This window comes from Candidatus Tisiphia endosymbiont of Piscicola geometra (genome assembly GCF_964026415.1).
Lineage (GTDB): Bacteria > Pseudomonadota > Alphaproteobacteria > Rickettsiales > Rickettsiaceae > Tisiphia.
Genome location: NZ_OZ032144.1, coordinates 1,413,972 through 1,438,545, shown reverse-complemented (window position 1 = coordinate 1,438,545; position 24,574 = coordinate 1,413,972). Strand labels below are relative to the sequence as shown.

Below are 24,574 nucleotides of genomic sequence, written 5' to 3'. Positions count from 1 at the left end.
AGCAGTAATTTAACATTATATGTATCTAAAAGCTAGTATGTTAATAAATTTTAAAATACAATAAACATTATGAGTGTAAACGATAAGATTTTTGATAATTTATCTGGTAAGGTTCTGATCGCTACTCCTTACATGCTTGATGGTATATTTAATAAATCACTTATTTATATGCTGTCTCATACAGCAGAAGGAGCAATGGGTTTAATTTTCAATAATTTGGTGAATCATATAGAGGTAAAATCGTTTTTTAAAATATCTGATGATCAAGTAGATAGTAATATTATGATGCCTATATATCTAGGAGGACCAGTTGAGCATGAACGCGGATTCTTCCTACATTCTGATGATTATGATGAAAATCTACTATTGAAGTTTCAGAATCATTTAGCAGTTAGCTCTAATCCTAAAATCCCTCATGATATTGCTTCTGGTCATGGTCCTAAAAATAGTTTATTTATTATTGGATACACTGCTTGGAAGGCAGGGCAGCTTGAAACAGAGATTAAGGAGAATTTGTGGATAATAACAAAATGTGATAAAGAATTTATTTTTTCTGATCATCCAGAGAATAAGTGGCACAATGCTTTACACAATCTCGGTATCAAAGAATCCCACTTTACTTCACGAATGGCTAATGCTTAACATCAGATCATAAACTTGAGAATTAATTCTTCAAGTTGTTATAGTAGTTTATGGAGGGAATCTTGACTTGGGTTGTTTTTTGTACAGTGATTGCAGGTTTACTAATCTACGATCTTGGTTTTGCAAACCAAGAAAATAAAGTGATGAGCTTCCGCCAAACTATTTATTTTAGCCTTTTTTATTTAATTATAGCATGCCTCTTCGGTATTTTCATTTTTTTTGATATGGGAGGAGAAAAAGCCCGGGAATACTACACTTGCTTTTTTATAGAGAAAGCTATGTCATTGGATAATATTTTTATTATATTGATGGTTTTTCAGTTTTTCTCTATTCCTTTAATATATCAGCATCGGATATTATTCTTGGGAATTCTAGGTGTCATTGTTTTTAGAGCCATAATTATATATCTAGGTGTCATTGTTATCTCGAAATTCTCTTGGTTATTATATATTTTTGCAGCTATTCTTATAGTTACAGGCATCAAAACTTTTTATATAGCAAAAAAAAGTTTTAAAGTAGAGGAATCGTATATTTATAGAATTCTACAAAAATACTTTAATCTTACTCCTAAAATTTCCGGTTATAAATTTTTTGTTAAAACTAATAATAGGTTAAGTATTACGCCTCTTCTTGCATCATTAATAATTATAGAAATCATGGATATTGTCTTTGCCATTGATAGTATACCAGCAATATTTGCTATCACTAAGGATCCTTACATAATTTATACTTCTAATATTTTTGCCATATTAGGTTTACGTGCCTTATTCTTATGTTTAGCTAATATTGTTGAGCAATTCAGTTATATAAAATATTCGCTAGCATTAATATTAATATTTATTGGCATAAAAATATTCGCTGAACATTTTATTGAGATTCCATCTTACGCTGCATTGGCTATGACTATTACTCTTCTGTTGTTTGGTATTATTGCTTCTATTATCAGGAAAAGGAGTGTATACTAAACTGTAAACCATTAGTAATATTTTAATTTAAGAACTAAAGAAATTTTACACTGGCATAAAATATTTTTTTATGCTAGAAGTTTGGAATTATTGTATCGTCTTATTCAAAGCTTACTTATGTATAGATTATGTTTATTCCATACAAGTCAATCATGAGTGGCTAGAGTTTGAATATTTTGCTAAAATTAAATTAAGTTATGAGGTTCTAATTATGGATGCAAGTGTTGCTCAGAATATCATCGAACAAGATGTTATTGAAATCGTTGCTAATACATTAAAAGTAAAGAAAGATTCAATCACCCTTGAGTCTAGATTTGTTGAGGATCTTAAAGCCGATAGTTTAGATACAGTTGAATTAATGATGGCAATAGAAGCAAAGTATAAATGTGATATACCAGATGAAGATGCCAGTAAAATTTTAACTGTCTCTGATGTTGTACAGTACATAAATAAAAAAATAACTAATTAATAAATAATCATGTCGACTAGAAGAGTTGTTATAACCGGTATTGGGCTTATCACACCACTAGGAGTTGGTGTAAAGCCCTCTTGGGAAGGTATTATAAAGAGCCGCAGTGGCATCAAGTCAATCACAAAATTTGACACTTCTAACCTTGCCTGTAAAATAGCGGGTACAGTGGATCACTCAACAGATAATGGTTTTAACCCGGAAAAATTTATTGACCCTCGCAATGTCCATAAGATGGATTTATTTATCCAATATGGTATAGGAGCAGCTACTGAGGCAATCGAGGATAGCGGGTGGAAAGTAAAAGATGAATTATCGGGAGATAGAACCGGCTTAATACTTGGTTCAGGAATAGGTGGACTTGGGATGATCGAAGAAACATCCGTAAAGTTTCATAAAGAAAATAATGGCAAAGTTAGTCCATTTTTTATCCCCTCCTCATTAATTAATCTCTTTGCAGGTCATGTTTCCATTAAATACGGATTCACCGGACCAAACCAAGCTGTCGTTACAGCTTGTTCCACTGGCTCTCATGCTATAGGGGATGCTATGCGTATGATTCAATATGGCAATGTAGATGTTATGGTTGCTGGTGGGGCCGAAGCACCGGTTACTCCGGTCGGGGTGGCTGGATTCGTTGCTGCAAGAGCATTATCTACTAAATATAATTCTACGCCTGAACTTGCATCAAGACCATGGGATCAAGATCGTGATGGATTTGTAATGGGAGAAGGGGCAGGTGTTGTAGTACTTGAAGAATATGAGCATGCTTGTGCTAGAAACGCTAAGATTTATGCTGAAATTATTGGATATGGTTCTACTGGCGATGCTTATCATATGACCTCACCTCATCCCGATGGAAGAGGTGCTTATAGAGCTATGTTTTATGCTCTTAAAGATGCAAAAATTGATGCAAGTCTTATTGATTATATCAATGCCCACGGCACTTCTACCCCAGTTGGTGATGCTATAGAGTTAACGGCTGTTCAAAAATTATTTTTGGATGCTAACCCGAATGTTCTTATGTCGTCAACCAAATCATCTATTGGTCATTTGCTTGGAGCAGCTGGTAGCGTAGAATTAATATATTCAATTCTTGCTATGCGAGACCAAGTTGCTCCACCAACTCTAAATTTGCATAAACCGATAGCAGAAGCAAAAATAGATTTAGTTGCTTTAGAAGCTAGAAATACAAAAATTAGTTATGTACTTTCTAATTCATTCGGATTTGGAGGAACTAATGCAAGCTTAATTATTAAGAAAGTATAGAATTTACTTTTGGTTTGTATCATTTTCAAAAGTTGCAGTAGGAAGCTGGTATTTATGTTGGATAATTGTTGTAAGCTCTAAGGGGGATTCAGTAATTGGTAAATGTTTGTAACATAAAGTATGTTAATATATTTTCTAGTTGTTTTGTTCCACAACACATGCTAATACTTATAAAATTTTTAAAAGTTTCTTCTATTATCTTCTTAATCTTTTCTAGAGATTTTATACTAACAGTTTCTAAATTGTGAATTCTGTCAAATATTTTAACCATTATGATATCATATATCTTGTGCTGCTATAATAATTCCATGATTTCTGCCGAGCTAATCTTTCTGTCGCACTTACCCCTAGTTAGTTTTTCTATCTGATCAGCAATTAGATCACTAAAGATATAGGCAATCTTGCTTTTGGTCAGTTTAGTATCCTCAATGGTATCATGCAGTATAGCGGTTACAGTTAAATCGGTTCTAGATGGCAACCAAATAGTGGTTGAAATTAATTAAAATAACCTGCGAATTCAGTATTATATATAGAAACAATCAGGTTTGAAGCAGCTGCCCACCTGATTGTTAAAATATAACACTCCATTCAGTAGACTTCTTTCGAAACTCGCTTATGCACAAGGGTGTGAAGGAGACGCTCCACCTCGAACCGCAGCGTACTCGAATGTACGTGAGAATTTGAGTCTAATCCCAACGCCCAAATTACCAGCAAAAGTAGAATGATCCAAGAGGTTTAATAATAAGTCTATTGCAGATGAGTCTTTACCTGCACTACTATATCTGCAAAACCTTGTGGGTTGTTGACTGCCAATTCAGCTAGCACCTTGCGATCAATATCTATGGCAGCTTTTTTCAGTCCACCCATAAACTGCGAATATACTAAATCATGCTCACGTACTGCTGCATTAATTCTTTGTATCCAAAGCCCTCTAAAATCACGCTTACGATTTCTACGATCTCTATAAGCATATTGTAGAGCTTTTTCAACTTTTTCAATTGCTACCCTAAAGCAATTATTCGATCTCCCCCTATAACCTTTAGCAAGTTTGAGAATTTTTTTATGACGATTTTTTGAAACTTTTCCTGATTTTACTCGTGACATATCTCACCTATTTCCTTATTTAAATTATTAAATTCCATATGGAAGAAAGAATTTTTTCAAGTTCTTTGCATCTTGATCACAGAGAATTGTTGTTCCTCTAAGGTTACGAAGCTGAGATTTTGTACGACGTCGCATGAAGTGCTTTTTTCCAGCTTGAGTGGCACAGACTTTGCCAGTAGCAGTAAGCTTAAAGCGCTTTTTTACCGCTGATTTTGTTTTTAATTTAGGCATTATAATTCCTTTATTTGGTATTTTAAGATCAGTCTAGCAAAAACTAGGCATACCAAAGCCACGTTGCTAATAGACGTAAGTATAATGTTTTTAAGTATTATTGCAAGTCAATTTTGTAAATATTTTGGCTAGGATCGTTTATATATGTTATTTTTTTCTTACATTTTACAGGAGGTTCATACATGAGGTTAGCATATTAACTATATGAAATTATTAAAAAAGCTGTATTACTAAATAAATATTTTGCTAAAAACATGATTTTAATCTTTTAAAATCATGTTTTTAGCTTTAGAAAGGTTTAAAATGCATTCGCGTTAGCCACTTTAAGAATGCATTTTTCCTTATATTAAAGCCAATTCAGGATAAGAATTAACTAATTATTATCCCGAATTGGAGTGTAATGTCTAGATAATTGTTTGAAAAGATGGATATCACTCCTGAATATGCTAACTAATCATACACGCTCTTATTTTATTTGTTTCTTCTTGCTTGGAATAGTTGCAGGGGTAAATTTTTCTTTAGTATCATTTACTATTCATTACCAATTATCACAGGCGGGATATTCAACTGATATTATTGGTGCAATGTTTCTAACATCTATTCCATATTGCTTAAAACCAATATGGGCACCATTTATTGATAAATATTCTATACCTGTTATATGTCAAAAATTTGGTCAACGCCGTGGATGGACATTAGTTACCCAAGCATGTTTATTAGTCACTACTAGCGGGTTTTTAATTATAGACCCCCCTGTTAACATAATTATTACCGCAATTTTAATTTTTATTATTTCCTGTTGTGCAGCAACTCAAGATGTTGTTTTAGATGCATACCGTATAGAACGGACTATAAAAAAAGAAGATCTCTCAATTGCTACAACTTTTAGCTCAACTGGTTTTCGCATAGGAATACTTATTAATAGTACAGGGGCATTATATTTATCTTGCCTATTTAATTGGTACTTTGTATATCTATATATCTTTCTTATAACAATGGCTGCACCTATAATAACCTTATATATGCAAGAACCTGTTACAAAAAAAACTCAACACATCTCTACTGATTTAATTTCACCTGCACAATATTTTCAAGTTATTGGTGATAGCTTACTATTGTTAAAACGAAATCATCCAAACTGGATGTTCATTATACTGTTTGTCTTTCTATATAAAGCAAGCGACTCAATTCCTATGGCAATGAGTTCGCCAGTATTTATTGACTTGTCTTTTACCTCTCAAGAAATTGCTTCTATTTCAAAAGCATATGGATTCATGCTAATGATCTCTGGAGGAGTCATTAGCGGTATTTTAACTGCAAAAATAGGAATATCCCGAAGCATCCTAATATGTGGTAGTCTACAATTACTGTCACCCTTAATGTTTGTGTTTTTATCTATGGTAGGCCATGATATGCTTATATTTACTATAACAATTACTGTACAGAATTTTTGTTGCGGGCTTGGTAATACAGCGATTCTTATTTATTTTTCTAGTTTATGTAGTAGCGAATTGATAGCCACACAATACTCAATTATATCTTCTTTTGCCTCCTTCGTACGGATTATTTTATCCTTTTTATCTGGCATTTGTGCAAATTATATGGACTGGTCTCAACTTTTTTTATTGACTACGTTATTTAGCATGTTATTTGTACCAGCCTTTTTAAGGATACGTAAGATTTAATAGATTTGATACTTTACTATGCTATCTATATACGCGAATTCGGGATAAGAATTTGTCAATTCTTATCCCAAATTCGGTGGAATTATCGAAACAATCAGATTTGAGACGCCTCTGCATCTGATTGTTAAATTAATATTTTGCTAAAAACATGATTTTAATCTTTTAAAATCATGTTTTTAGCTTTAGAAAGGTTTAAAATGCATTCGTGCCAGCCGCTTCAAGAATGCATTTTTCTGATATTCTAGCCAGTTCTAGATTAAAATTAAAAATTTTAATCCAAAACTGAGGTTTCTAGTATATAATCACAGGGGCATGGTTTGATAATTGATCTACTAGAAGTGATTATGAGCAGTTATTTTGAGTTATTAGGTGTAGAAAGAAAATATAATATTGACTTAAATATATTGGATCGTCAATATTTTGCTATGCAATCAAAATATCATCCAGATAGAGTTAAAACTAACAATGCGAGGCAAGAAAATTTGGCTCTCTCTATTGATATAAATAAAGCTTATTCAATTCTTAAAGATGATTTAGCACGAGCTGAGTATCTTCTACTTTTAAACAATATAGTCTTGGATGAAATAACGGTTAGGCAAGGTATTTCAAAGGAACAATTAAATATTGTGTGGAGTGAATTAGAGCTTGTTGAAACTACTCAACAATTAACTAAGTTAGAGCATATGCTAAATAACAAAATCCTTGAAAAAGAAAAACTTATTGAATCTCTAACTACTGCATTTCAAGATCAAAATATGCAAAACGCTCTTGATATTACCATAAAATTTAAATACCTTAAAAATTTAATTAATAATATTCAACTAAAAATCAAGTCATGCAAATAATAGAAATTAGCGAAGCTGGCTCTTCTAACCAGCATGAACATGATAAGGATATAGCAGTTGGTATTGATTTTGGTACAACTAACTCATTGATTGCTTTATCAAATAAACAAATAATACAAATTATCATAGATGATCATGGCCAAGAACTTATACCATCAATTATAGCATTCCATGGCAAAGACTTTATTGTTGGCAATGATAATATAATTGATAATTTTCGTTCTATTAAAAGACTTTTCGGTAAAAAATTATCTGATATACGCAACAACCCTGTGTTTTTTAGTTTAGTGAAAGATTATATTGATTTAGATAGCGAAATTTTACGAATAAGGTTTGCTGGAAAATTACTGACGATTCCAGAAATTGCCGGACAAATCTTTTTGCACTTAAAGAAACAGGCTACTCAAAAATTGAATTCGGAAGTCAAAAAAGCTGTAATAACCGTGCCAGCACATTTTAACGATGCTGCTAGAGGAGAAGTAATGCTGGCAGCAAAAATTGCTGGCTTTGAAGTACTAAGGTTAATTGCAGAGCCAACAGCAGCAGCTTATGCATATGGTTTAAATAAAGAAAGTAGTGGATATTATTTAGTGTATGACCTAGGAGGCGGGACTTTTGATGTATCAATTCTCAATATGCAAACCGGTGTGCTTCAGGTTATTGCCACTGGCGGAGATAATATTTTAGGTGGTGATGATATTGATCACTTAGTGATGAAGTATTTTTGTAATAAATATAAGTTAGTAGAATCTAATGAATTAATAAAATTAGCAAAAAAAACTAAAGAAACACTTAGTGTACAAAATAAATGTAGTATTATATATGAAGAGAAGATATTAGAATTAAATATAGAGGATTTTGAACGATTAATATCACCATTAGTAGAACGTACAATAGCTATTACTAAAGATACGCTAGAGCATGCAGGGAATCCTAATATTTCAGGTATCATCCTTGTTGGTGGTTCAACTCGCATACCGTTAATTAGTAGAAGTTTAGCAAAAACGTTTAATACTGTTATTTTCTCGGATATTAACCCAGATAAGGCGGTAGTATGGGGAGCAGCCCTGCAGGCAGAGAATCTAACTTCAGCAAATGTTAATTCCTTATTAATTGATGTAGTTCCTTTGTCACTTGGTATCGAACTAAATGGTGGAATTACTGAAAAAATTATTCTGCGTAATAGTCCTATACCGATATCGGTTACTAAGGAGTTTACCAATTATGTAGATAACCAAACCTCTATGAAGTTGCATGTGGTACAGGGAGAAAGAGAAATGGTAGAAGATTGTCGGTCACTCGCAAGATTTGAACTAAAATTGCCACTAATGAAAGCAGGTGGAGTGAGGATAGAAGTAACATTTTCTATTGATGCAGATGGCATCTTGTCAGTATCAGCTCTAGAAAAAAATAGTAATATATCACATAACATTGAAATAAAACCAAGTTATGGTTTAAATGAAAGTGAAATTACCGAGATTTTAGAAAATGCTTATCAAAATGCGGCTAGTGATCATAATAAGAAATTGTTGCAGGAAACAATTATTGATACAAAATCTTTGATTTATAATATAGAAAATGCTATTAGGGAGATGCCAAATCTTCTTGCAAAGAATGAAATGGAAAAAATTGATATGGCAATTAAAACTTTAGAAGAAGCAATAAACTCAAATGATCGTGATTACATTATAGAATGTAGCAAGAATTTTGAGAATATAACAGAGCATTTTCTTTCTGAAAGATTAAATAATTCTACTCTGAGCTTACTGAAAGGTAAGCATATTGATAAAATAAGAGGTAATGATAATTAATGCCTAAAGTAATTTTTATTATAGATAAAGATGGTACGGAAAAAATAGTGGATGCCCCTCTCGGATTGTCTATTTTGGAAATTGCTCATCAAAATGACATTGATCTTGAAGGTGCATGTGAAGGTTCACTAGCATGTGCCACTTGCCATGTTATTGTAGATGAGGAATTTTATCACAAATTAAAAAATCCTTCTGAGGCAGAAGAAGATATGCTTGACTTAGCGTTTGGTCTTACCCATACTTCAAGACTTGGTTGTCAGATTATTGTTAGTGAAGAACTTGACGGTATAAGGGTTCGCTTGCCATCTGCTACCCGTAATATTAACTTATAATTGAGTATATAGAGTGATACGTAAAATTTTGTTTTTTATTTGTTTAATTTACACCATAATATGGTTTGGCATTGCTTATACTATCAAAAGCAATATAGTAAATACTATAAAGAATTCAGAGACAGATAATACTAAAATATCTTATAACCAAATCAAAGTTTCTGGCTTTCCTATTCGCTTTCAAATTCATTTAGTCGAGCCAAAAATGAAATTTATCGATCATGTTAATTCCAAAGAAATATCTACTGAGGAAATGACATTTTTGTTTGATTTTAGTTTTAAAAAAGCTAGATTGATTTTAGGAAAACAAGGAATAAAACAACAAGAGAATTTTGATGGTAAATTAGTAGAGTATAGTGTTCAGTCCAAGGAATATATTACAGCACTAGTTAAATTTAATAAACCTATATATAAATTATCCCATGGAGATAGTTTAAAATCTATCGTAAAATTTCTGCAAGTTAACAATAAATTATTATCCTTCATTCAGGAAGATAAGGAAATTTTTAATATTGCTGATTTAGTTTTCCTAATCAATAAGGCAAAATCTCAGGACGGTGAAAATATAGCTCTACAATTACGTTTGTTATACTCTGCGGGGGAAGATTTTTTTAATTTCAAAACAGCACAGCTTGATTTAGCCACACTGATCAATATTGCTACTAACCAGGGTAAAGATACAAATTCTATCAGAAATTTAAATATCGATCGTTTAGTTTTTTCTTGTGATGATAATGCCCAAGTAGATTTGGTAGGGTTTTTACAATTTTTTGATAGTAAGTTACCAAAAGGTAAATTATCTTTTGAATTGACTAATTACCATGATATCATCGATAAATTGATTCCTAACAATTTGTTATTACCTAAAAAAATGGTCAAAACTATCATTGAGAAAGCTGTTGATTCTTCTTTATCTGGAGTAGTTAAGACAGATGATAATGAATTAGCAACTTATGAAAAGGTGAAATTTGATATTGAGTTTTCTGATAATGGTATACATATAGGTTCAATTAATTTGCTTGAGTTTAAACTAGAGGATAGTAAAGTAGATGAGGCTATAGAAGAGAACAACACTGAAAGTTAACATGAGTTCAATATAACTTACCCCACCCCAGCATCGGGATAAGAATTAACTAACTCTTATCCTGAATTCATACTGCTAAAATTCGATTCTACTTCATGTAAATTATGGTAAGCTTTATCAACCAATTCTTTACTCATCAGTTTAATTTCAATCTGTGTTTCAATCGTATAACAACCATCAAGAGCAAATAACTCTTTTTTCTTATCTTGATCAATTTCAACCACTATTTGGTTGCCGTCTAATTTTAGGTTGATAAATTTATCTATCCGCCATTCTTCAGCAATTTTTTGAATATTATTTAAACCAGTTTTTGGCTTTGCTTTCTTATGCGTTGATACATATATATTACGTTCTTCCACCTTGCTAACTAGTTTTTCAACTCGGTTATTCCTATCAAACTGAACTTTTCGGGCTATAGAACCATTTTTTCTTAAAATATATCATTTATCGCAGAATTCTTGTAAACCTTACTCTCCTGCCTCTTCAAGCACTTCTCCTTCTCAAAGATAAGTTGCGGGTTAAGGGGTTTCGGCTCTCCTACAAATTCTGCAGAAGAGGATTCTGTAAGAAGTCTATTGTTGCGTGCAATTTAGAAGTACAACTTAGAAGTAGTTTTGTCATCAAAATAATGATAGTGTTGCGAACGGATTCTTTGTGGTAATTTTGTCGTCAAAATTTGCTTCCGTTTCTCATATATATCTGCGTACTGCTTGCGGTATTCAGCTACATTTTTCCTAAAAATTCCTCAAAAATTATTCAGTTTAATTGGCAACTGGAGATAGTAATTTATTGCATGTATCTTTGTACATTTAGTATAATCTTACTTTTAATTCATTCTTAAATTTTATTAGCAATATAAAAATAATAATTTTATGATTAAAAAGCTTTTATATACTTTTTTGATTCTTATAATTGCTTCTACTCTTTCTAGTTGCGGTCGGAATCTTGCGGCAAATACATATACTAGTGATTCAACATTAAATATTGTATTGGAAGGAAAGCTTCTTGCCAAAAGGGATGTCAAAATCACGGAGGATGAAAGACTTAGTGATAATGCAATTGGTGGCCTAACTGGTGCTGTCGCTGGTGGGGCGGTTGCTGCTAGCGGAACTAATAACGCAGCTATAATTGTTGGTGGTGCTATTGTTGGAGGTGTTACTGGTGCAATAATACAATCTGCTTTGGGAACATCAAAAGGTACAGAATATATCGTACAGGTTAATAGATCGAATTTGAAAGACGATTATTACGAAGGTAGCAGACTTTTAAGAAATGCTATAGCAGCTGTACGTGCGACAGGTATTATCACCATTGTGCAGGCTAAAGAAGATAAAACCAATCCTGTGATAAATGAGGGGCAAGATGTTCTAGTTATTCTTTCTGAGAAGAGATCTAGACTCATTCCAGCTACATATAAAAATTACTAAAAATACATAGTTAATGGTCAGAATTTTCTTTATAATTTTACTGTTTTTTTCTACATCGGCTTGTACTAAGACGACTTTTGTTAGATCTGCACCTGATTATTCGCAATCACTAACTAAGTCCAAAATTGCTTTACTTTTACCATCAATAGTTGAAGTAAATCAAATTGATGCTTTTAACAAAAAAACGAGAGTTTATAGTTATGAGGATCGCCTTGAAGAAAATATTGTAGATACATTCATAACCAAAATGTAGGACAAAGGGTATAATATTAAACTTTTCTCTAGAACAGAAATTGGTACTAATAAACTGTCAAAATACGTCGTTGACATTAAGGATAATTTTGATGAGACTCTAAATATACTCTATGCTAGTGGAGCTTGGAAAGAGGATGCGGCATATTCTATTGATGAAAAGATTCCTTCTGCAGTTGATCTTGGTGGAAAAGCCGGAGCTGATTTACTAGTTGTAATGAATTTCTATGCAGAGAGTAAAACATCTGGTGCAATAACTAAGGATTTTTGTACAGAGATTTTGAAGGGATGTATAACTGGTAGAATCAATTTAGACCCATCAGAATTTTCGCGAGTTAGATTAGCTATTCTTGATGTACCAACTGGTAGGGTACTATGGACACACTCGGTAGGACTGTCTAGTGATATGATTGACACCACTATTGCTAGTTTTTCTGATAATGACAAAGTGGATAAGAAAAATCTTTCTGTATTGTTTAATTCAGCACTTGCAGATCTCCCTGACGCGAAATAGGTCTATTATACCTTCTTATATTCATCCACAGATGGCTGGTTGAATGGGTCGATTTTTAGGTGATTTGCAATTAGTATAGTACTCAACATTACGTGAATAATTTGATCTACAATTACCTGTTCATCGATATATACAAAATTCTCTAGCTTCACTGGTCGTTTAACTTGATCTAATGCATTATATATATTATTAGCATGAGCAGTTAGAGCTATTTCAATATCTGAGCTTGCTTTGTTAGTAATAACTTGATAAAATTTATCATCCGGACCTTCTAAATAAAGCTGCAATTGACTGTGTTGATCAAATGTTCCTTTTGCTATTATAGGAGTTATACCAAAACCATTCTTACCAAGCGACTCAGCTATAATCTGTTGTTGCCATCTACATAGACCATCTAATTGATAACAATAATTAAACATAACTAACATATGTCTATTTAAAGAATATTGATTAAGGTAATACTCCGCTATCTCACAAATATTAAATCCATCAAAAATAATATCTGATATTTTTTTTGAAGCAGCTAGTACGACTTTATGTACATCAACTCCTGCAACTGCGGTTGGGAGCAAAGATGCATTAGAAATTACGCCAAATCTTCCACTACGAATGTTATCATGTTCTAGACAATTTGTACCAAAAGACTCTGCTAAATTACGTAATAAATTATTACTAAACGGTACTATTACATAAATATTTTGAGGGGGAACGTGTAAAACTTCTAAAACATACTTAGTTAATAAATAGGTTTCATTTGTGTTCCCAGACTTACTCAATGAGAAAAAGACTGCTTTACTTAAATCAACTAATGCCAGTTTTTCATCAATTTCCAACTGATCTAAACTATCAAGATATATTAGCCTTTTAGTAGCTACTGCCTTTATACTTAATAATGCTCTAACATTTAAAGAAGACGCACCAAAACCTATAACTACCACAATATCATATTTTAAAGCAAGCTGAGCTGCGAGATCCTTTATTGCATCTTGCTTAATCAGATCAAACCTTAAAAAATCATATTTATTGGCTTTAATCTGTAAAATAAGATCGTTATATACCTTGCTAAGCATTTAATCTCCAGTTACGCGAATTTGGGATAAGAATTAAGGTAATTCAGGTTATCATAATTTAAATAAGTTGCCTATACCACTACGCATTAGGCTTTTGGGATTCATATTGCTTGCCTTTTTCATGAAACCACTTATTTGTTTAAATTGTTTCAATAGACTATTCACTTTTTGGACTGATGTTCCAGAGCCTTCAGCGATACGTTTTCGACGTGAGGCATTTAGCAAATCTGGGTTTTTTCGTTCTTTTTTGGTCATAGATAAAATTATTGCTTCTTGGTGGTCTATTAATTTGCCACTTAATTTCGATTGATCGACTTTATCAATAATTTTATTAATACCAGGCAACATACTCATCATACTACTGAATCCACCTAGTTTCTTTATACTCCTCATTTGCATTAGATAATCTTCCAAATCAAATTTACCTTTTTTAAGTTTAGCAGCCGCTCTTTCTGCCTCTTGATGGTCTATTATGCTTGCTGCTTTTTCAACGAAGGAGATGATATCTCCCATATCTAATATTCTTGAAGCTATGCGTTCTGAGTCAAACAATTCTAGATTTGTCAATTTCTCGCCAGTGCTTAAGAACTTAATAGGTTTCTTGGTAACATGTTTAATGCTTAGAGCCGCCCCACCTTTGGCATCGCCATCAATACGGGATAAAATTACGCCGGTAATCCCTAATTTTTGATCAAAATTGCTAGCTATAAGTACCGAATCTTGCCCCGTCATTGCGTCAACTACCAAAATTATCTCTTTTGGGTCTATTAAATTTTTTATATTTGATGCTTCTTTCATCATCTCATCATCGATTTGCAACCTACCTGCTGTATCATAAATAACGACGTCATAGGCAGATAATTTCGACTCGTGTAAAGCTCTTTTCGCAATATCTATAGGAGTATGGTTGGGGACAATAGTTAAACAATCTACCCCTATAGATTTACCAAGGATAGTTAATTGTTCCTGTGCAGCTGGTCGATAAATATCAAGAGAGACTAAAAGTACCTTTTTATTTTGATTTTTTAGCCTAAGTGCTAATTTGGCACTTGCTGTAGTTTTTCCACTACCTTGCAGACCAACCATTAAAATATTTACCGGCGGTTCAGATTTAAGCTGTAAACTACTTTCATCTAGAGACGAGGATAATATATTAATTAACTCATTATGGACAATCTTTACTATCATCTGCCCTGGAGCTACTGATTTTATGACTTCCTGTCCCGTAGCTTTTAATGTTACTTCAGCAATAAAATCCTTAACTACCGGTAGTGCAACATCTGCTTCAAGAAGGGCAATCCTAATATCACGCATAGTATCGTTTATTTGGGACTCCGATAAAGTACCACTTCTTTTGATACGATCAAAAATTTTCGTTAGATTTTGAGTTAATGTTTGAAACATAAAATGTAATAAATTACTTGAATTCACCGCATTGTAGCATATTTACTAATAATCACTAAGCATATTAGCAAAAAAAATAGTAATTAATTTGTGAAATAAAATTTTCGGATTCTATTGAGAACTAGTGATATTGTTACAATCAAGAATTTATTATTTCAATTTTCTATATTATTTTCTCTTGCTATCAATAAACCAAATCAGCAATATATTTACTAAAAAATAGATATATAAAATTAAATCAAATGGTAAAAAAGAATAGCTATATTTTGGCAACTGGCGATGAAACGGATTATAGGCTCAGTATTTTGAATAAAATATATGGCAAATATACTAATATTCTATTGGATAGGCTAGCACTTCGTCCAAATATGAAAGTGGCAATTATTGGTTGTGGATCGGGGGAGTCTATTGATGTAATATATCAGAAAATTGGACGAGATGGCAAACTATTATGCCTAGATATAAGCCAAAAACAGATAGAGCTTACTAAAAGTAAGTTAAGTAGTAAAAACATCGATATTGTTGAATACCAAGTTGCAGATATACAAGATTATCAGGGTAATGAGCAATATGACCTCGTATATTGTAGGTTTGTACTCATACATCTAACACATCCTCAAAAAGCCTTAAATAATATGTTAAGTTTATTAAAGCCGGGTGGAACTATTGCATGTGAAGAGCATGATTATACAGCTATATTTAATTATCCATATGCTCGTTCAATAGAACAATATAAAGAATTATTACACAAAATTGAAAAAAGACTTAGTGTAGATTATTCTTATGGTATAAAGCTATTTAATACTTTGTGTACTCTTCAATTAACAGATGTAAAATTTGATTTTCATCAACCAGTTTTTAATGGGGCTGAAGAAAAATTATTATTAAAATTATCTCTTTTAGAAGAAAAAGAACATTTTATTAAGCATAAGTTGATCGATAATTTAGAAATAGAAAAGATGCTAAAAGAAATGGATCAGATTATTCAGGATAAGACGGTTATACAAAGTGCAGGTGGGGTGTTTCAATCTTGGGGGAGAAAACTCTAATGAGTAGTATAATTTACTCCCTCATAAATATATATACTCAGGTAGAACTTCAAGAATTGGCGTTGTCGTATCTAAAGATCTCCGCTCCCGACTTCCGCATTTTTTAATAAGGCATAAGCTTGGAAGGCTCATAGTGCTGGGGTTTTTAAAATTTAGGCACAACATTATTTTGTTATTTTAAATATATTAAAGCATAATTCTTTAATTTTAGGTATTTGCTTAAGTCAGGAGATTCGTTGGAGATATATTCACGCCTTAGTTTATCGGATGCCCAAAAAAAATATAACGACGTTATTAATGATTTTCCCGTGTAATTTTGACCATTTTGTGTCAGGGTGAAAATTCCTTAACTAAAGGTCCTTTTGCGGCATAATCTCAGGTTATTTCTGCCTAGAAGATAAGTAGTTGCTGTAGCTACTTATCTTCTAGGCAGAAGAGTATATCTAATCTTATTTGTTGTTATCTAGGTTATATCTTAAATATTGCTTTAGTTAGCTCATCATAGCTCTTTAACCTAACCAATATAGGTTCTAAATCATCCAGCTTGATCATACAAGGTCCGTCACTTGGGGCATTATTTGGGTCTTGGTGAACTTCCATAAAAACACCTGCTACTCCGACGCTAACAGCTGCCCTTGCTAATATTTCAACATATTTTCTTTCGCCACCACTACTGTTGCCTATGCCACTTGGTTGCTGAACTGAATGGGTTGCGTCAAAAATTACAGGGGTCTTAGTTTCTGCCATAATTGGCAAACTACGCATATCTGATACTAGTGTGTTGTAACCAAAACATGCACCCCGTTCGGTAAGCATGATATTCTTTGCACCAAACGCTTCAAGTTTAGCATACACATTCTTCATATCCCAAGGGGCAAGAAACTGACCTTTTTTAACATTAACAACCTTATTAGTCATAGCTGCAGCATGCAGCAAATCTGTTTGTCTACATAAGAAGGCAGGGATTTGGATTATATCAACAATTTCAGCAACTTTAGCACACTGATTCTCTGTATGAACGTCAGTAAGAATAGGGCAGTTAAAGGCTGTTTTTACTTTAGACAAAATTTCCAGCCCTTTCTCAAGACCGCTACCCCGGATACCATTTATTGAAGTTCTATTAGCTTTATCGAATGACGATTTATAGATAAAGGGTATGTTAAGTTTAGCAGTAAGGGTCACAAGCTTGTCAGCCATAAATAATGCATGATCTAAACTTTCTATTTGGCAAGGTCCAGCAATAAACACAAATGGTAAGGTATTACCAATTTTGATATTATGTAAATCAATTATCTTTTGCATAACTTGCTCCTTAAATTTTACTTGGCAATTGGCAAGCTAGACTCTTCTTGTTTATAGTCAACTTGCTCAATTTTCTTAATTATCCCAAGGTTTTTCTTAGAAGACAGATTGGCAAGAATAATAGCATTAATTATAAACAAGGTGGCAAGCACTACCGTGGTTTTAGTCAAGAAATTAGCTACAGTTCTGCCTGTTACAACACCCATATTACCACTACCACCGCTCATACCACTTAACCCATCATTGCCAGTCTTTTGCATCAGAATTACGATAATTAGCAGTATTGCTATTACAATATGAACAAAAAGTAATATATTCATCATTTTTCAAAAAACCTATAATTTAATATTTGAACTAAAATTTGATAATCAAGTGAAGATTTGCCAATCATAACCCCATCAATATTCTGTACACTTAATATTTTTTCTATATTACCTAAATTTACAGATCCACCATACACTAAGCTAACATTATTTGCAACTTGGCTTTGCTGAAGAAAACAATTGAGGACATCAAATATCTCTATTAATTCTTCTTGGTTAGGAATAATCCCTGTTCCTATAGTCCAAATCGGCTCATAGGCTATTATTACATCTATCCCCTCCCCTATTTTATCATTTGGCAGGGATTCCACTAATTGTTTTAATAAAAAATTTTTATAATTATTATTTTTTCGTGTAGCTAGGTCTTCTCCGATACAAATAATAGGGCTAATCTTGGCATTTAAGCAATTCTCTGCTTTCTGTCTGATTAATTTATTGGATTCTTGAAAAAAGCTTCTACGTTCACTATGACCAACAATAGCGTAATTAATACCACTTAGTTTCAGTAATAGGCTTGAATATTCTCCAGTATAACTTCCTTGTTCTTCGAATTGACTGACATTTTGTCCACAAAACTCTATAGATTTGAATTTATCAGATAAATAAGCAAGATAGGGAGTAGGAGGAGCTATAATAAATTTGTTGTTATGTTGCTGCTCTATCAGTCTAGCACAAAATTTAAATGCATCATCTAAACTTATATGCATTTTCCAGTTAGCAATAATAAGTTTTTTCATAAAAATCGCTTGCAGATATTAGTGTACAGAACTATTGTAGTATACTACAAAAACTTGAAGAAGAAATTTATAATTTATGTTAAAGAATATTAGAAACGCTGCTGATAGTTTTGTAATGCGTGTTTTACTTGGAATGATTGCCTTTGCATTTGTTGGATGGGGAATTAAAGATGTATTACAGACTACCAATAATTTTGATTTGATTACATTTTCTGATGCAAAAACTATTAGTGAAGAAGATTTTCTAAAAGCAAAAGCCGAACAAATTCGTGTTATTCAAAAACAAACTGGAACACATCTTAGTGAAGAAGATATAAAGCAGTTGAATATTGATAATTTTATTATTAAAAAACTTATCAATAATCGCATTATGAATTATTTAGTACACTATTATAATCTAGATATAACTGATGATACTGTGATTCAGTTTATTAAAGAATCCGCTAATTTTAAGAATGAGCAAGGTCTATTTGACATAGCACTCTTTAAAGGTTTTTTAAAAAACTCTTATATTAATGAGGAGGACTATGTATTTGATGTTAAAGAACATACCTTAAAGAATACTCTAATTAGTATTTTTATAGAATCATTTCAAACACCAAAAATAATGGTCAAAAATATCGTAGACTATATGGCTGAAACAAGAGAGGTCGACCTTGTACAAATTGACCTAAAAGCTCAACCTAAAGGTGCGTTTATGACTTATGCAACTCCGGTCGAGTTAGAAGAGCTATACAAGGAGAATCAAGAGTTATTTGAAATACCGGAAAAACGTAGCTTGTCTTATGTAAAAATATCAAGTGAAGTGTTAGGTAAGCAAATTCATAATAGCGATGAAGAATTATTGAAGTTTTATCAGGATAACCAAGAAGAATTTGCTAATAAAAAATTTAGCGAGGTACGAAAACAGGTTAATGAATTATTGCAACAACAAAAAATAGAAGAGCTGAAGCTACTGTTAGCAAAAAATCTAGAAGATGATGTGGCAGCTGGTTCAAGTTTAACAGAAATTGCTAAAAAATATGAATTACCAATACAGAATTTAGATTCTGTAAGTTATAAGGATTTAACTAATAATATACAAGAGGAATTTCAAGAGTTGGCTAAGCCTGCGAGTGGCGAGCAGACTAGGCGTAGTCAAACCGTTGTTCCTACGCGAAGTCCCATCGTGCCACAACGCCAACACTTAAAAGGCGAATGGTATGTTGATCTTGGCAAAAATGCTGACAGTATTTTTGATCTTGCAGAAGGAGAATTATCATATCCAATGGAACTAACTGATACAGGAGCTTTTATATTGGTTGAGATTAAATCTATTCAGCCAAGTAAACTACAAGAATTCTCGGCAGTCAAGGATCAAGTATACGAACTATGGTATAAACAATATATTAGAAAGATAAATTTAGGAAACATAGAGAGTCTTGCTAAAGAATATAAACCTAGTAAAAGTAAAAAACCTCTAGACATTACTACCAACCAAGCTGCAACTTTTTCTAGGTATGAAGTTCATAATAATCAGCAATTACCAACAGAATTACTATCAGCCATTTTTAATGCTAACATTGATTCCAATACTCCAGTTTTTCAGTCAAAAGATAAGGCGTATTTTGCTTATGTAAAATCAAAAAGAATTGATAAGACGAAAAGGCAAGAAATTCAGAAAAAAAATGAAGTAGATATTGCAGTAGCCATAAGAAACAATGTTATGGATGAGCTGATTAGCTATGCCATCAAGAAAAATAAAATGAAACAAAATAGTATGTGATTATGATATAAATATGACAATTTAGATAACTAATTTTAACTATATTGTTACTAAACCTTGCATATTAATATATATTAAGATTATATTATGTCATATTAATATAATCTTAATTATGTGTTTATTATGTCAAAAGATCGTACGCTATTAGTAAGGCTTTCTACCGCAAAACAATTACTTGAAAATAAAATTGATAAGACAGAACGAGCTATAAAGTTGTTTGATACTGATAGTAGTGTTTATGAGATATTGAAGACTGCTAATTTGGAGAAATGTTGTAATTTTATAAAAACTACGGAAGATAGATCATCAGCTAGTCAGGAATTAAAAGCTAGTTTAAAAGGTCTGCATAGTCAACAATCTGTCTTATCAAAGTATAATACAGTTAATTGCAAAAAGTTTGAAGAACGTAGTGACCAAATACACACAATAATTCAAGCTAGAAAGTTACTTAAATGTATTGACCAACATGATTTTAAGGAAGCACTGAAGATTGCCGGGTTGAGCGATATAATTAAGAAGGGTGCACCAGGAATAACTAGAATATGGATAACAGAAAATACTTTTTTTAAAAAATTGAATGAATATTTAGCAGTTAAACAGGAAGAATATAAGATAATACTAGAAGCACATCAAGCTGAATGTGGAGCAAGTACTCCCGCACTACCCCTATCAACTCTTCTTGAAGGATCAAGTAACTGTAATAATACGCATGTTGCTAATAACAACCATCTAGCAGCAGATTCTGCACCACCTAGTGTAAATCAACCTTTATACCCGCAACTATCTCTAGATATTACAACTACATCCAATATAATGAACTATACGCCGAAACCTCGTAAACCCCCACCTCCTCCAATACCCACTGCTCCACCCCCTCCATATATTGCAGTAGTGGCTGATATTTCAAGATCAGCAGAATCTGATGAGAATAACCAAGACCTTTTAGGTGCTGTATATCATCATGATTAAGCTCAGCTTTGTGGTTAATTGGCAACTCGTGTTAGTTAGCATATTACTCATTTGTATTAAATATTTAATGGTTCATTAGCAAATTTATAATGGTTTTTACAATAAGTAGCAGCCACGTATAAAAAATAATCATCCTCTATATTTACTTTTTTCAAGAGTACTTTTTTATAGAATCTTTCGTAAGTAGTAACGGTAATTAGACCGGCAGATGACAAAGTACCAAGTACAGACCAAAGTAGAGTGTTAATTGTTGTATGCCGTATATCTTCGTTAATGAGGATGGTGACAGGCTTATTATTGCAGCTCATTACTCGGCGGATTAACTTACCAAAAGTACTGTGGTCATAAGGTCCTTTAGATTCGATAATTTCTACTACTGTTAGTCCTTCTTGTTGGCTGGTAGTAGTGACATCATCTCTAAGTTTTATATCCTTAGAATGGTCATAAGCTGGATCAAGAAAGATGATTGCTTCAGAAGGTAAAGTTGTTGTGTATGTCATAGCAGTATCCCCTTTATGATTAAACTTAAAGTTATCAAGTTTTAACCACCAAAGAATCTTAATAGATTACTTTGGCGATCGGGGAGTTAGTAAACTGTATAGCATAACAGCTACGCTAGCCTTTAGGTTTAAGGTTTACACCTTAAACCCTGAACATAGCTAACATCTCCCCGATCATAACAATCGAGGATTACACCTTTATTCGGCAGATGTGTTCCGATGCTATAAGAGGTTACTACACCCCAAAATAACTTTGCAGTTACTTCATTTTTAATTTTAAACTATACTCCTATAAAGTCAATAATAGAAAAACTTATGCGAGGATAAAAAAGGTATTATACACAATTTGCTCACAGCAATTATTCTTAAAAATTTTTCTTTTTACCCCTTGAACTGTTACAAAATCAAGCATATATAGAATACACATTATTAAGTATTAAATCTATGGAGGTAAGAATGTCTTTTAGACCATTGCACGATAGAATTGCGGTAAAACCAATTCAACAAGAAGAAAAAACAAGTGGAGGAATTATTATTCCTGATACAGCAAAGGAAAAACCAATACAAGGTGAAGTAGTAGCTGTAGGTAAGGGAACAAAAAGTGAGAATGGTACTGTCCATCCATTAGAAATTAAAGTAGGAGATAAAGTACTTTATGGCAAATGGGCTGGCACTGAAGTAAAAGTTGATGGTTTAGATTTGGTCATTATGAAAGAAAGTGATGTCATGGGCATAATTGCATAACTATTGAAAGTTAGTAAATACAGCTTCTTTATACGTCTATTAGCGAGAAGCCCGTAAGACCCGACGAAGCAATCCAGTAACATCATTTATCTATAGATTGTTTCCTGGATTGCTTCGCTTACGCTCGCAATGACGTTGTGGTATAGGTATTTGTAAACTTTTAACAGTTGTGGACATACTTGGTTAATAATTTATTTATTGTAAGGAGAACATAAATATGGCAACAAAATTAATAAGACACGGCTCAAATGCACGTGAACAAATGCTAAGAGGTATTGATATTTTAGCTGATACCGTAAAAGTAACATTAGGTCCAAAAGGTAGAAATGTTGCAATTGAACAGTCATTCGGTTCACCAAGACTAACCAAAGATGGTGTAACAGTGGCAAAAGCTATTGAACTAAAAGATAAGGCTCAGAATTTGGGAGCTCAATTGGTAAAATCTGTGGCAAGTAAAACATCTGATGTTGCTGGTGATGGAACAACTACCGCAACTGTTCTAACTCAAGCAATAGCAAGAGAAGGTAACAAAGCAGTAGCAGCTGGTTTTAACCCTATGGATATAAAACGAGGTATAGATTTAGCTGTTAACCTAGTAGTTGAAGAAATTAAGAAAGCTAGTAAAAAAATCAGCAGCCAAGAGGAAATTGCTCAAGTTGGTACTATTTCATCAAATGGTGACAAAGAAATTGGCGAAAAAATTGCCGTAGCGATGGAAAAAGTTGGTAAAGAAGGCGTAATTACCGTTGAAGAAGCTAAGAATTTTAGTTTTGAAGTAGATGTAGTTGAAGGCATGATGTTTGATAGAGGCTATCTATCACCATATTTTGTTACTAATTCCGAAAAGATGGTAGCAGAATTGGAAAATCCGTTTATCTTACTATTTGAAAAGAAATTATCAAATTTACAACAAATGTTACCAGTACTTGAAGCAGTAGTGCAATCAGGACGTCCTTTACTAGTAATCGCTGAAGATGTAGAAGGAGAAGCACTTGCTACTTTGGTAGTAAATAAATTACGTGGTGGGTTAAAAGTTGCTGCAGTTAAAGCTCCTGGCTTTGGCGATAGAAAAAAATTCATGATGGAAGATATCTCTATTTTAACAGGCGGTCAGCTCATCAGTGAAGATCTTGGTATGAAACTTGAAAATGTTAATATCAAAATGCTAGGTACTGCTAAAAAAGTTACTATTTCCAAAGAAAATACTGTCATAATTGATGGTGCTGGTAGTAAGGCAGACATTGCAGCTCGTTGCTCACAAATTCGTAAACAAATCGATGAATCTAGTTCAGATTACGATAAAGAAAAATTGCAAGAGCGTTTAGCTAAGCTTGCTGGTGGTGTGGCTGTCTTAAAAGTTGGTGGTGCTACTGAGGTTGAAGTAAAAGAAAGAAAAGATCGTGTCGAGGATGCATTGCATGCTACTAGAGCAGCAGTGGAAGAAGGCGTTGTTGCTGGTGGTGGTGTTACTCTTTTCTATGCAGCAAGATCCTTAGAGTCGTTAAAAAGTACTAATGAAGATCAGCAAGCTGGTATTAACATCGTTAAGAAAGCTCTACAAGCTCCAGTAAGGCAAATTGCAGAGAACGCTGGTATGGACGGAGCTATTGTAGTTGGAAAACTTACTGATAGTAAAGAGAAAAACTTTGGCTTCAATGCTCAAGATATGACTTATGTTGATATGATTAAGGCTGGTATTATCGATCCAACTAAGGTCGTGCGTACTGCTTTACAAGATGCAGCATCGGTTGCTTCTTTGATTATTACTACTGAAGCATTTATTATCGATGAACCAGCTGATAAAGATGAGCCTGCTATGCCACGTGGTGGTATGGGCGGCGGTATGGGTGGCATGGGCGGTATGGACTTCTAACGCTCATTTCTTCATACTAATAACACTTTACCCCAACTCTAGATAAGAATTAGTTAATTCTTATCTAGAGTTCGCGTACTTTGATGTCATCCCTCTGCTTTTTTGTAGGTATGACTTTTTATTAACAGACCTCTTTCGAAACTCGCTTATGCTGAGGAATTTGAAGGAAACGCTTCATCTCAAACCGCAGCGTATACTGCTCGTAAAT

General features: G+C 32.9%; 27 protein-coding genes. 16 read left to right on the top strand and 11 right to left on the bottom strand.

Annotated features, from left to right (window positions below; genetic code table 11):
• Positions 1 to 69 precede the first annotated feature (69 nt).
• From AAGD26_RS06895 to fabF, 4 genes are all read left to right on the top strand, one after another.
• A complete protein-coding gene (locus AAGD26_RS06895; protein ID WP_341751635.1) occupies positions 70 to 642 on the top strand; it encodes a YqgE/AlgH family protein in 573 nt (190 codons plus the stop codon).
• A 62-nt stretch (positions 643 to 704) separates the two neighbouring features.
• Positions 705 to 1,607, top strand: coding sequence for a TerC/Alx family metal homeostasis membrane protein (locus tag AAGD26_RS06890; RefSeq protein WP_341751634.1), 903 nt, complete (start codon positions 705 to 707; stop codon positions 1,605 to 1,607).
• Positions 1,608 to 1,818: 211 nt separating this feature from the next.
• Positions 1,819 to 2,076: an acyl carrier protein gene (gene acpP, locus AAGD26_RS06885; RefSeq protein ID WP_341747960.1), complete on the top strand. Its 258-nt coding sequence runs from the start codon at positions 1,819 to 1,821 to the stop codon at positions 2,074 to 2,076.
• Between the two features lie 9 nt (positions 2,077 to 2,085).
• Positions 2,086 to 3,345 carry a beta-ketoacyl-ACP synthase II gene (fabF, locus tag AAGD26_RS06880; RefSeq protein WP_341751633.1) on the top strand — a complete coding sequence of 420 codons (1,260 nt, stop codon included), beginning with the start codon at positions 2,086 to 2,088 and terminating at the stop codon, positions 3,343 to 3,345.
• 88 nt (positions 3,346 to 3,433) lie between these two features.
• On the opposite strand, the gene AAGD26_RS06875 is transcribed toward fabF, so the two are convergent.
• The 4 genes from AAGD26_RS06875 to rpmI form a co-directional block, all read right to left on the bottom strand.
• Positions 3,434 to 3,616: a hypothetical protein gene (locus AAGD26_RS06875; protein ID WP_341751632.1), complete on the bottom strand. Its 183-nt coding sequence runs from the start codon at positions 3,614 to 3,616 to the stop codon at positions 3,434 to 3,436.
• Between the two features lie 24 nt (positions 3,617 to 3,640).
• Positions 3,641 to 3,823, bottom strand: a complete 183-nt coding sequence (locus tag AAGD26_RS06870; RefSeq protein ID WP_341751631.1) for a hypothetical protein — start codon at positions 3,821 to 3,823, stop codon at positions 3,641 to 3,643.
• Between the two features lie 269 nt (positions 3,824 to 4,092).
• Positions 4,093 to 4,449, bottom strand: a complete 357-nt coding sequence (rplT, locus tag AAGD26_RS06865) for a 50S ribosomal protein L20 (protein WP_341747957.1) — start codon at positions 4,447 to 4,449, stop codon at positions 4,093 to 4,095.
• Between the two features lie 27 nt (positions 4,450 to 4,476).
• Entirely contained in the window at positions 4,477 to 4,680 is a 204-nt protein-coding gene (gene rpmI / locus AAGD26_RS06860) for a 50S ribosomal protein L35 (RefSeq protein ID WP_341747956.1), read from the bottom strand.
• Between the two features lie 443 nt (positions 4,681 to 5,123).
• Here rpmI and AAGD26_RS06855 point away from each other — a divergent pair, with 443 nt between their 5' ends.
• The 5 genes from AAGD26_RS06855 to AAGD26_RS06835 all read left to right on the top strand — a co-directional run bounded on the left by AAGD26_RS06855 (position 5,124) and on the right by AAGD26_RS06835 (position 10,437).
• Positions 5,124 to 6,365 carry an MFS transporter gene (locus AAGD26_RS06855; protein ID WP_341752342.1) on the top strand — a complete coding sequence of 414 codons (1,242 nt, stop codon included), beginning with the start codon at positions 5,124 to 5,126 and terminating at the stop codon, positions 6,363 to 6,365.
• A gap of 344 nt (positions 6,366 to 6,709) precedes the next feature.
• Entirely contained in the window at positions 6,710 to 7,210 is a 501-nt protein-coding gene (gene hscB, locus AAGD26_RS06850) for a Fe-S protein assembly co-chaperone HscB (protein WP_341751630.1), read from the top strand.
• Entirely contained in the window at positions 7,201 to 9,021 is a 1,821-nt protein-coding gene (gene hscA, locus AAGD26_RS06845; protein ID WP_341751629.1) for a Fe-S protein assembly chaperone HscA, read from the top strand. Before hscB ends, hscA begins: the two co-directional genes overlap by 10 nt.
• Entirely contained in the window at positions 9,021 to 9,353 is a 333-nt protein-coding gene (locus tag AAGD26_RS06840; RefSeq protein WP_341751628.1) for a ferredoxin family 2Fe-2S iron-sulfur cluster binding protein, read from the top strand. The genes hscA and AAGD26_RS06840 overlap by 1 nt, the downstream gene beginning before the upstream one ends.
• Before the next feature lie 13 nt (positions 9,354 to 9,366).
• On the top strand, positions 9,367 to 10,437 hold the full coding sequence (locus tag AAGD26_RS06835; protein WP_341751627.1) for a hypothetical protein: 1,071 nt from the start codon (positions 9,367 to 9,369) through the stop codon (positions 10,435 to 10,437).
• Positions 10,438 to 10,493: 56 nt separating this feature from the next.
• On the opposite strand, the gene AAGD26_RS06830 is transcribed toward AAGD26_RS06835, so the two are convergent.
• On the bottom strand, positions 10,494 to 10,796 hold the full coding sequence (locus AAGD26_RS06830) for a hypothetical protein (protein ID WP_341751626.1): 303 nt from the start codon (positions 10,794 to 10,796) through the stop codon (positions 10,494 to 10,496).
• Positions 10,797 to 11,309: 513 nt separating this feature from the next.
• Here AAGD26_RS06830 and AAGD26_RS06825 point away from each other — a divergent pair.
• Positions 11,310 to 11,864 (top strand): hypothetical protein, encoded by a 555-nt coding sequence (locus tag AAGD26_RS06825; protein ID WP_341751625.1) that lies wholly within the window; start codon positions 11,310 to 11,312, stop codon positions 11,862 to 11,864.
• A gap of 469 nt (positions 11,865 to 12,333) precedes the next feature.
• On the top strand, positions 12,334 to 12,630 hold the full coding sequence (locus AAGD26_RS06820) for a hypothetical protein (RefSeq protein WP_341751624.1): 297 nt from the start codon (positions 12,334 to 12,336) through the stop codon (positions 12,628 to 12,630).
• Between the two features lie 5 nt (positions 12,631 to 12,635).
• On the opposite strand, the gene AAGD26_RS06815 is transcribed toward AAGD26_RS06820, so the two are convergent.
• Positions 12,636 to 13,700 (bottom strand): hypothetical protein, encoded by a 1,065-nt coding sequence (locus AAGD26_RS06815; RefSeq protein WP_341751623.1) that lies wholly within the window; start codon positions 13,698 to 13,700, stop codon positions 12,636 to 12,638.
• Positions 13,701 to 13,751: 51 nt separating this feature from the next.
• Complete coding sequence (ffh, locus tag AAGD26_RS06810) at positions 13,752 to 15,104, bottom strand: signal recognition particle protein (protein WP_341751622.1); 1,353 nt, start codon at positions 15,102 to 15,104, stop codon at positions 13,752 to 13,754.
• 242 nt (positions 15,105 to 15,346) lie between these two features.
• Between ffh and AAGD26_RS06805 the strand changes: the two genes are divergently transcribed.
• Complete coding sequence (locus AAGD26_RS06805; protein ID WP_341751621.1) at positions 15,347 to 16,153, top strand: class I SAM-dependent methyltransferase; 807 nt, start codon at positions 15,347 to 15,349, stop codon at positions 16,151 to 16,153.
• A gap of 468 nt (positions 16,154 to 16,621) precedes the next feature.
• On the opposite strand, the gene kdsA is transcribed toward AAGD26_RS06805, so the two are convergent.
• Genes kdsA through AAGD26_RS06790 form a run of 3 tightly spaced genes read right to left on the bottom strand, consistent with a single transcriptional unit; the run spans position 16,622 to position 18,515 of the window.
• Positions 16,622 to 17,455 carry a 3-deoxy-8-phosphooctulonate synthase gene (gene kdsA, locus AAGD26_RS06800; protein WP_341751620.1) on the bottom strand — a complete coding sequence of 278 codons (834 nt, stop codon included), beginning with the start codon at positions 17,453 to 17,455 and terminating at the stop codon, positions 16,622 to 16,624.
• A gap of 17 nt (positions 17,456 to 17,472) precedes the next feature.
• Complete coding sequence (secG, locus tag AAGD26_RS06795) at positions 17,473 to 17,778, bottom strand: preprotein translocase subunit SecG (protein WP_341751619.1); 306 nt, start codon at positions 17,776 to 17,778, stop codon at positions 17,473 to 17,475.
• Positions 17,775 to 18,515, bottom strand: a complete 741-nt coding sequence (locus AAGD26_RS06790; RefSeq protein WP_341751618.1) for a triose-phosphate isomerase family protein — start codon at positions 18,513 to 18,515, stop codon at positions 17,775 to 17,777. Before AAGD26_RS06790 ends, secG begins: the two co-directional genes overlap by 4 nt.
• A 76-nt stretch (positions 18,516 to 18,591) precedes the next feature.
• Here AAGD26_RS06790 and AAGD26_RS06785 point away from each other — a divergent pair, with 76 nt between their 5' ends.
• Positions 18,592 to 20,280: a peptidylprolyl isomerase gene (locus AAGD26_RS06785; protein WP_341751617.1), complete on the top strand. Its 1,689-nt coding sequence runs from the start codon at positions 18,592 to 18,594 to the stop codon at positions 20,278 to 20,280.
• Positions 20,281 to 20,403: 123 nt separating this feature from the next.
• Positions 20,404 to 21,249 (top strand): hypothetical protein, encoded by an 846-nt coding sequence (locus AAGD26_RS06780; RefSeq protein ID WP_341751616.1) that lies wholly within the window; start codon positions 20,404 to 20,406, stop codon positions 21,247 to 21,249.
• 56 nt (positions 21,250 to 21,305) lie between these two features.
• Here AAGD26_RS06780 and AAGD26_RS06775 read toward each other — a convergent pair whose 3' ends face one another.
• Complete coding sequence (locus AAGD26_RS06775) at positions 21,306 to 21,749, bottom strand: hypothetical protein (RefSeq protein ID WP_341751615.1); 444 nt, start codon at positions 21,747 to 21,749, stop codon at positions 21,306 to 21,308.
• A gap of 456 nt (positions 21,750 to 22,205) precedes the next feature.
• Between AAGD26_RS06775 and AAGD26_RS06770 the strand changes: the two genes are divergently transcribed.
• Both AAGD26_RS06770 and groL read left to right on the top strand, forming a co-directional pair.
• Positions 22,206 to 22,493 (top strand): co-chaperone GroES, encoded by a 288-nt coding sequence (locus AAGD26_RS06770; RefSeq protein ID WP_341751614.1) that lies wholly within the window; start codon positions 22,206 to 22,208, stop codon positions 22,491 to 22,493.
• Between the two features lie 217 nt (positions 22,494 to 22,710).
• Positions 22,711 to 24,366, top strand: a complete 1,656-nt coding sequence (gene groL / locus AAGD26_RS06765; RefSeq protein ID WP_341751613.1) for a chaperonin GroEL — start codon at positions 22,711 to 22,713, stop codon at positions 24,364 to 24,366.
• Positions 24,367 to 24,574: the final 208 nt, after the last annotated feature.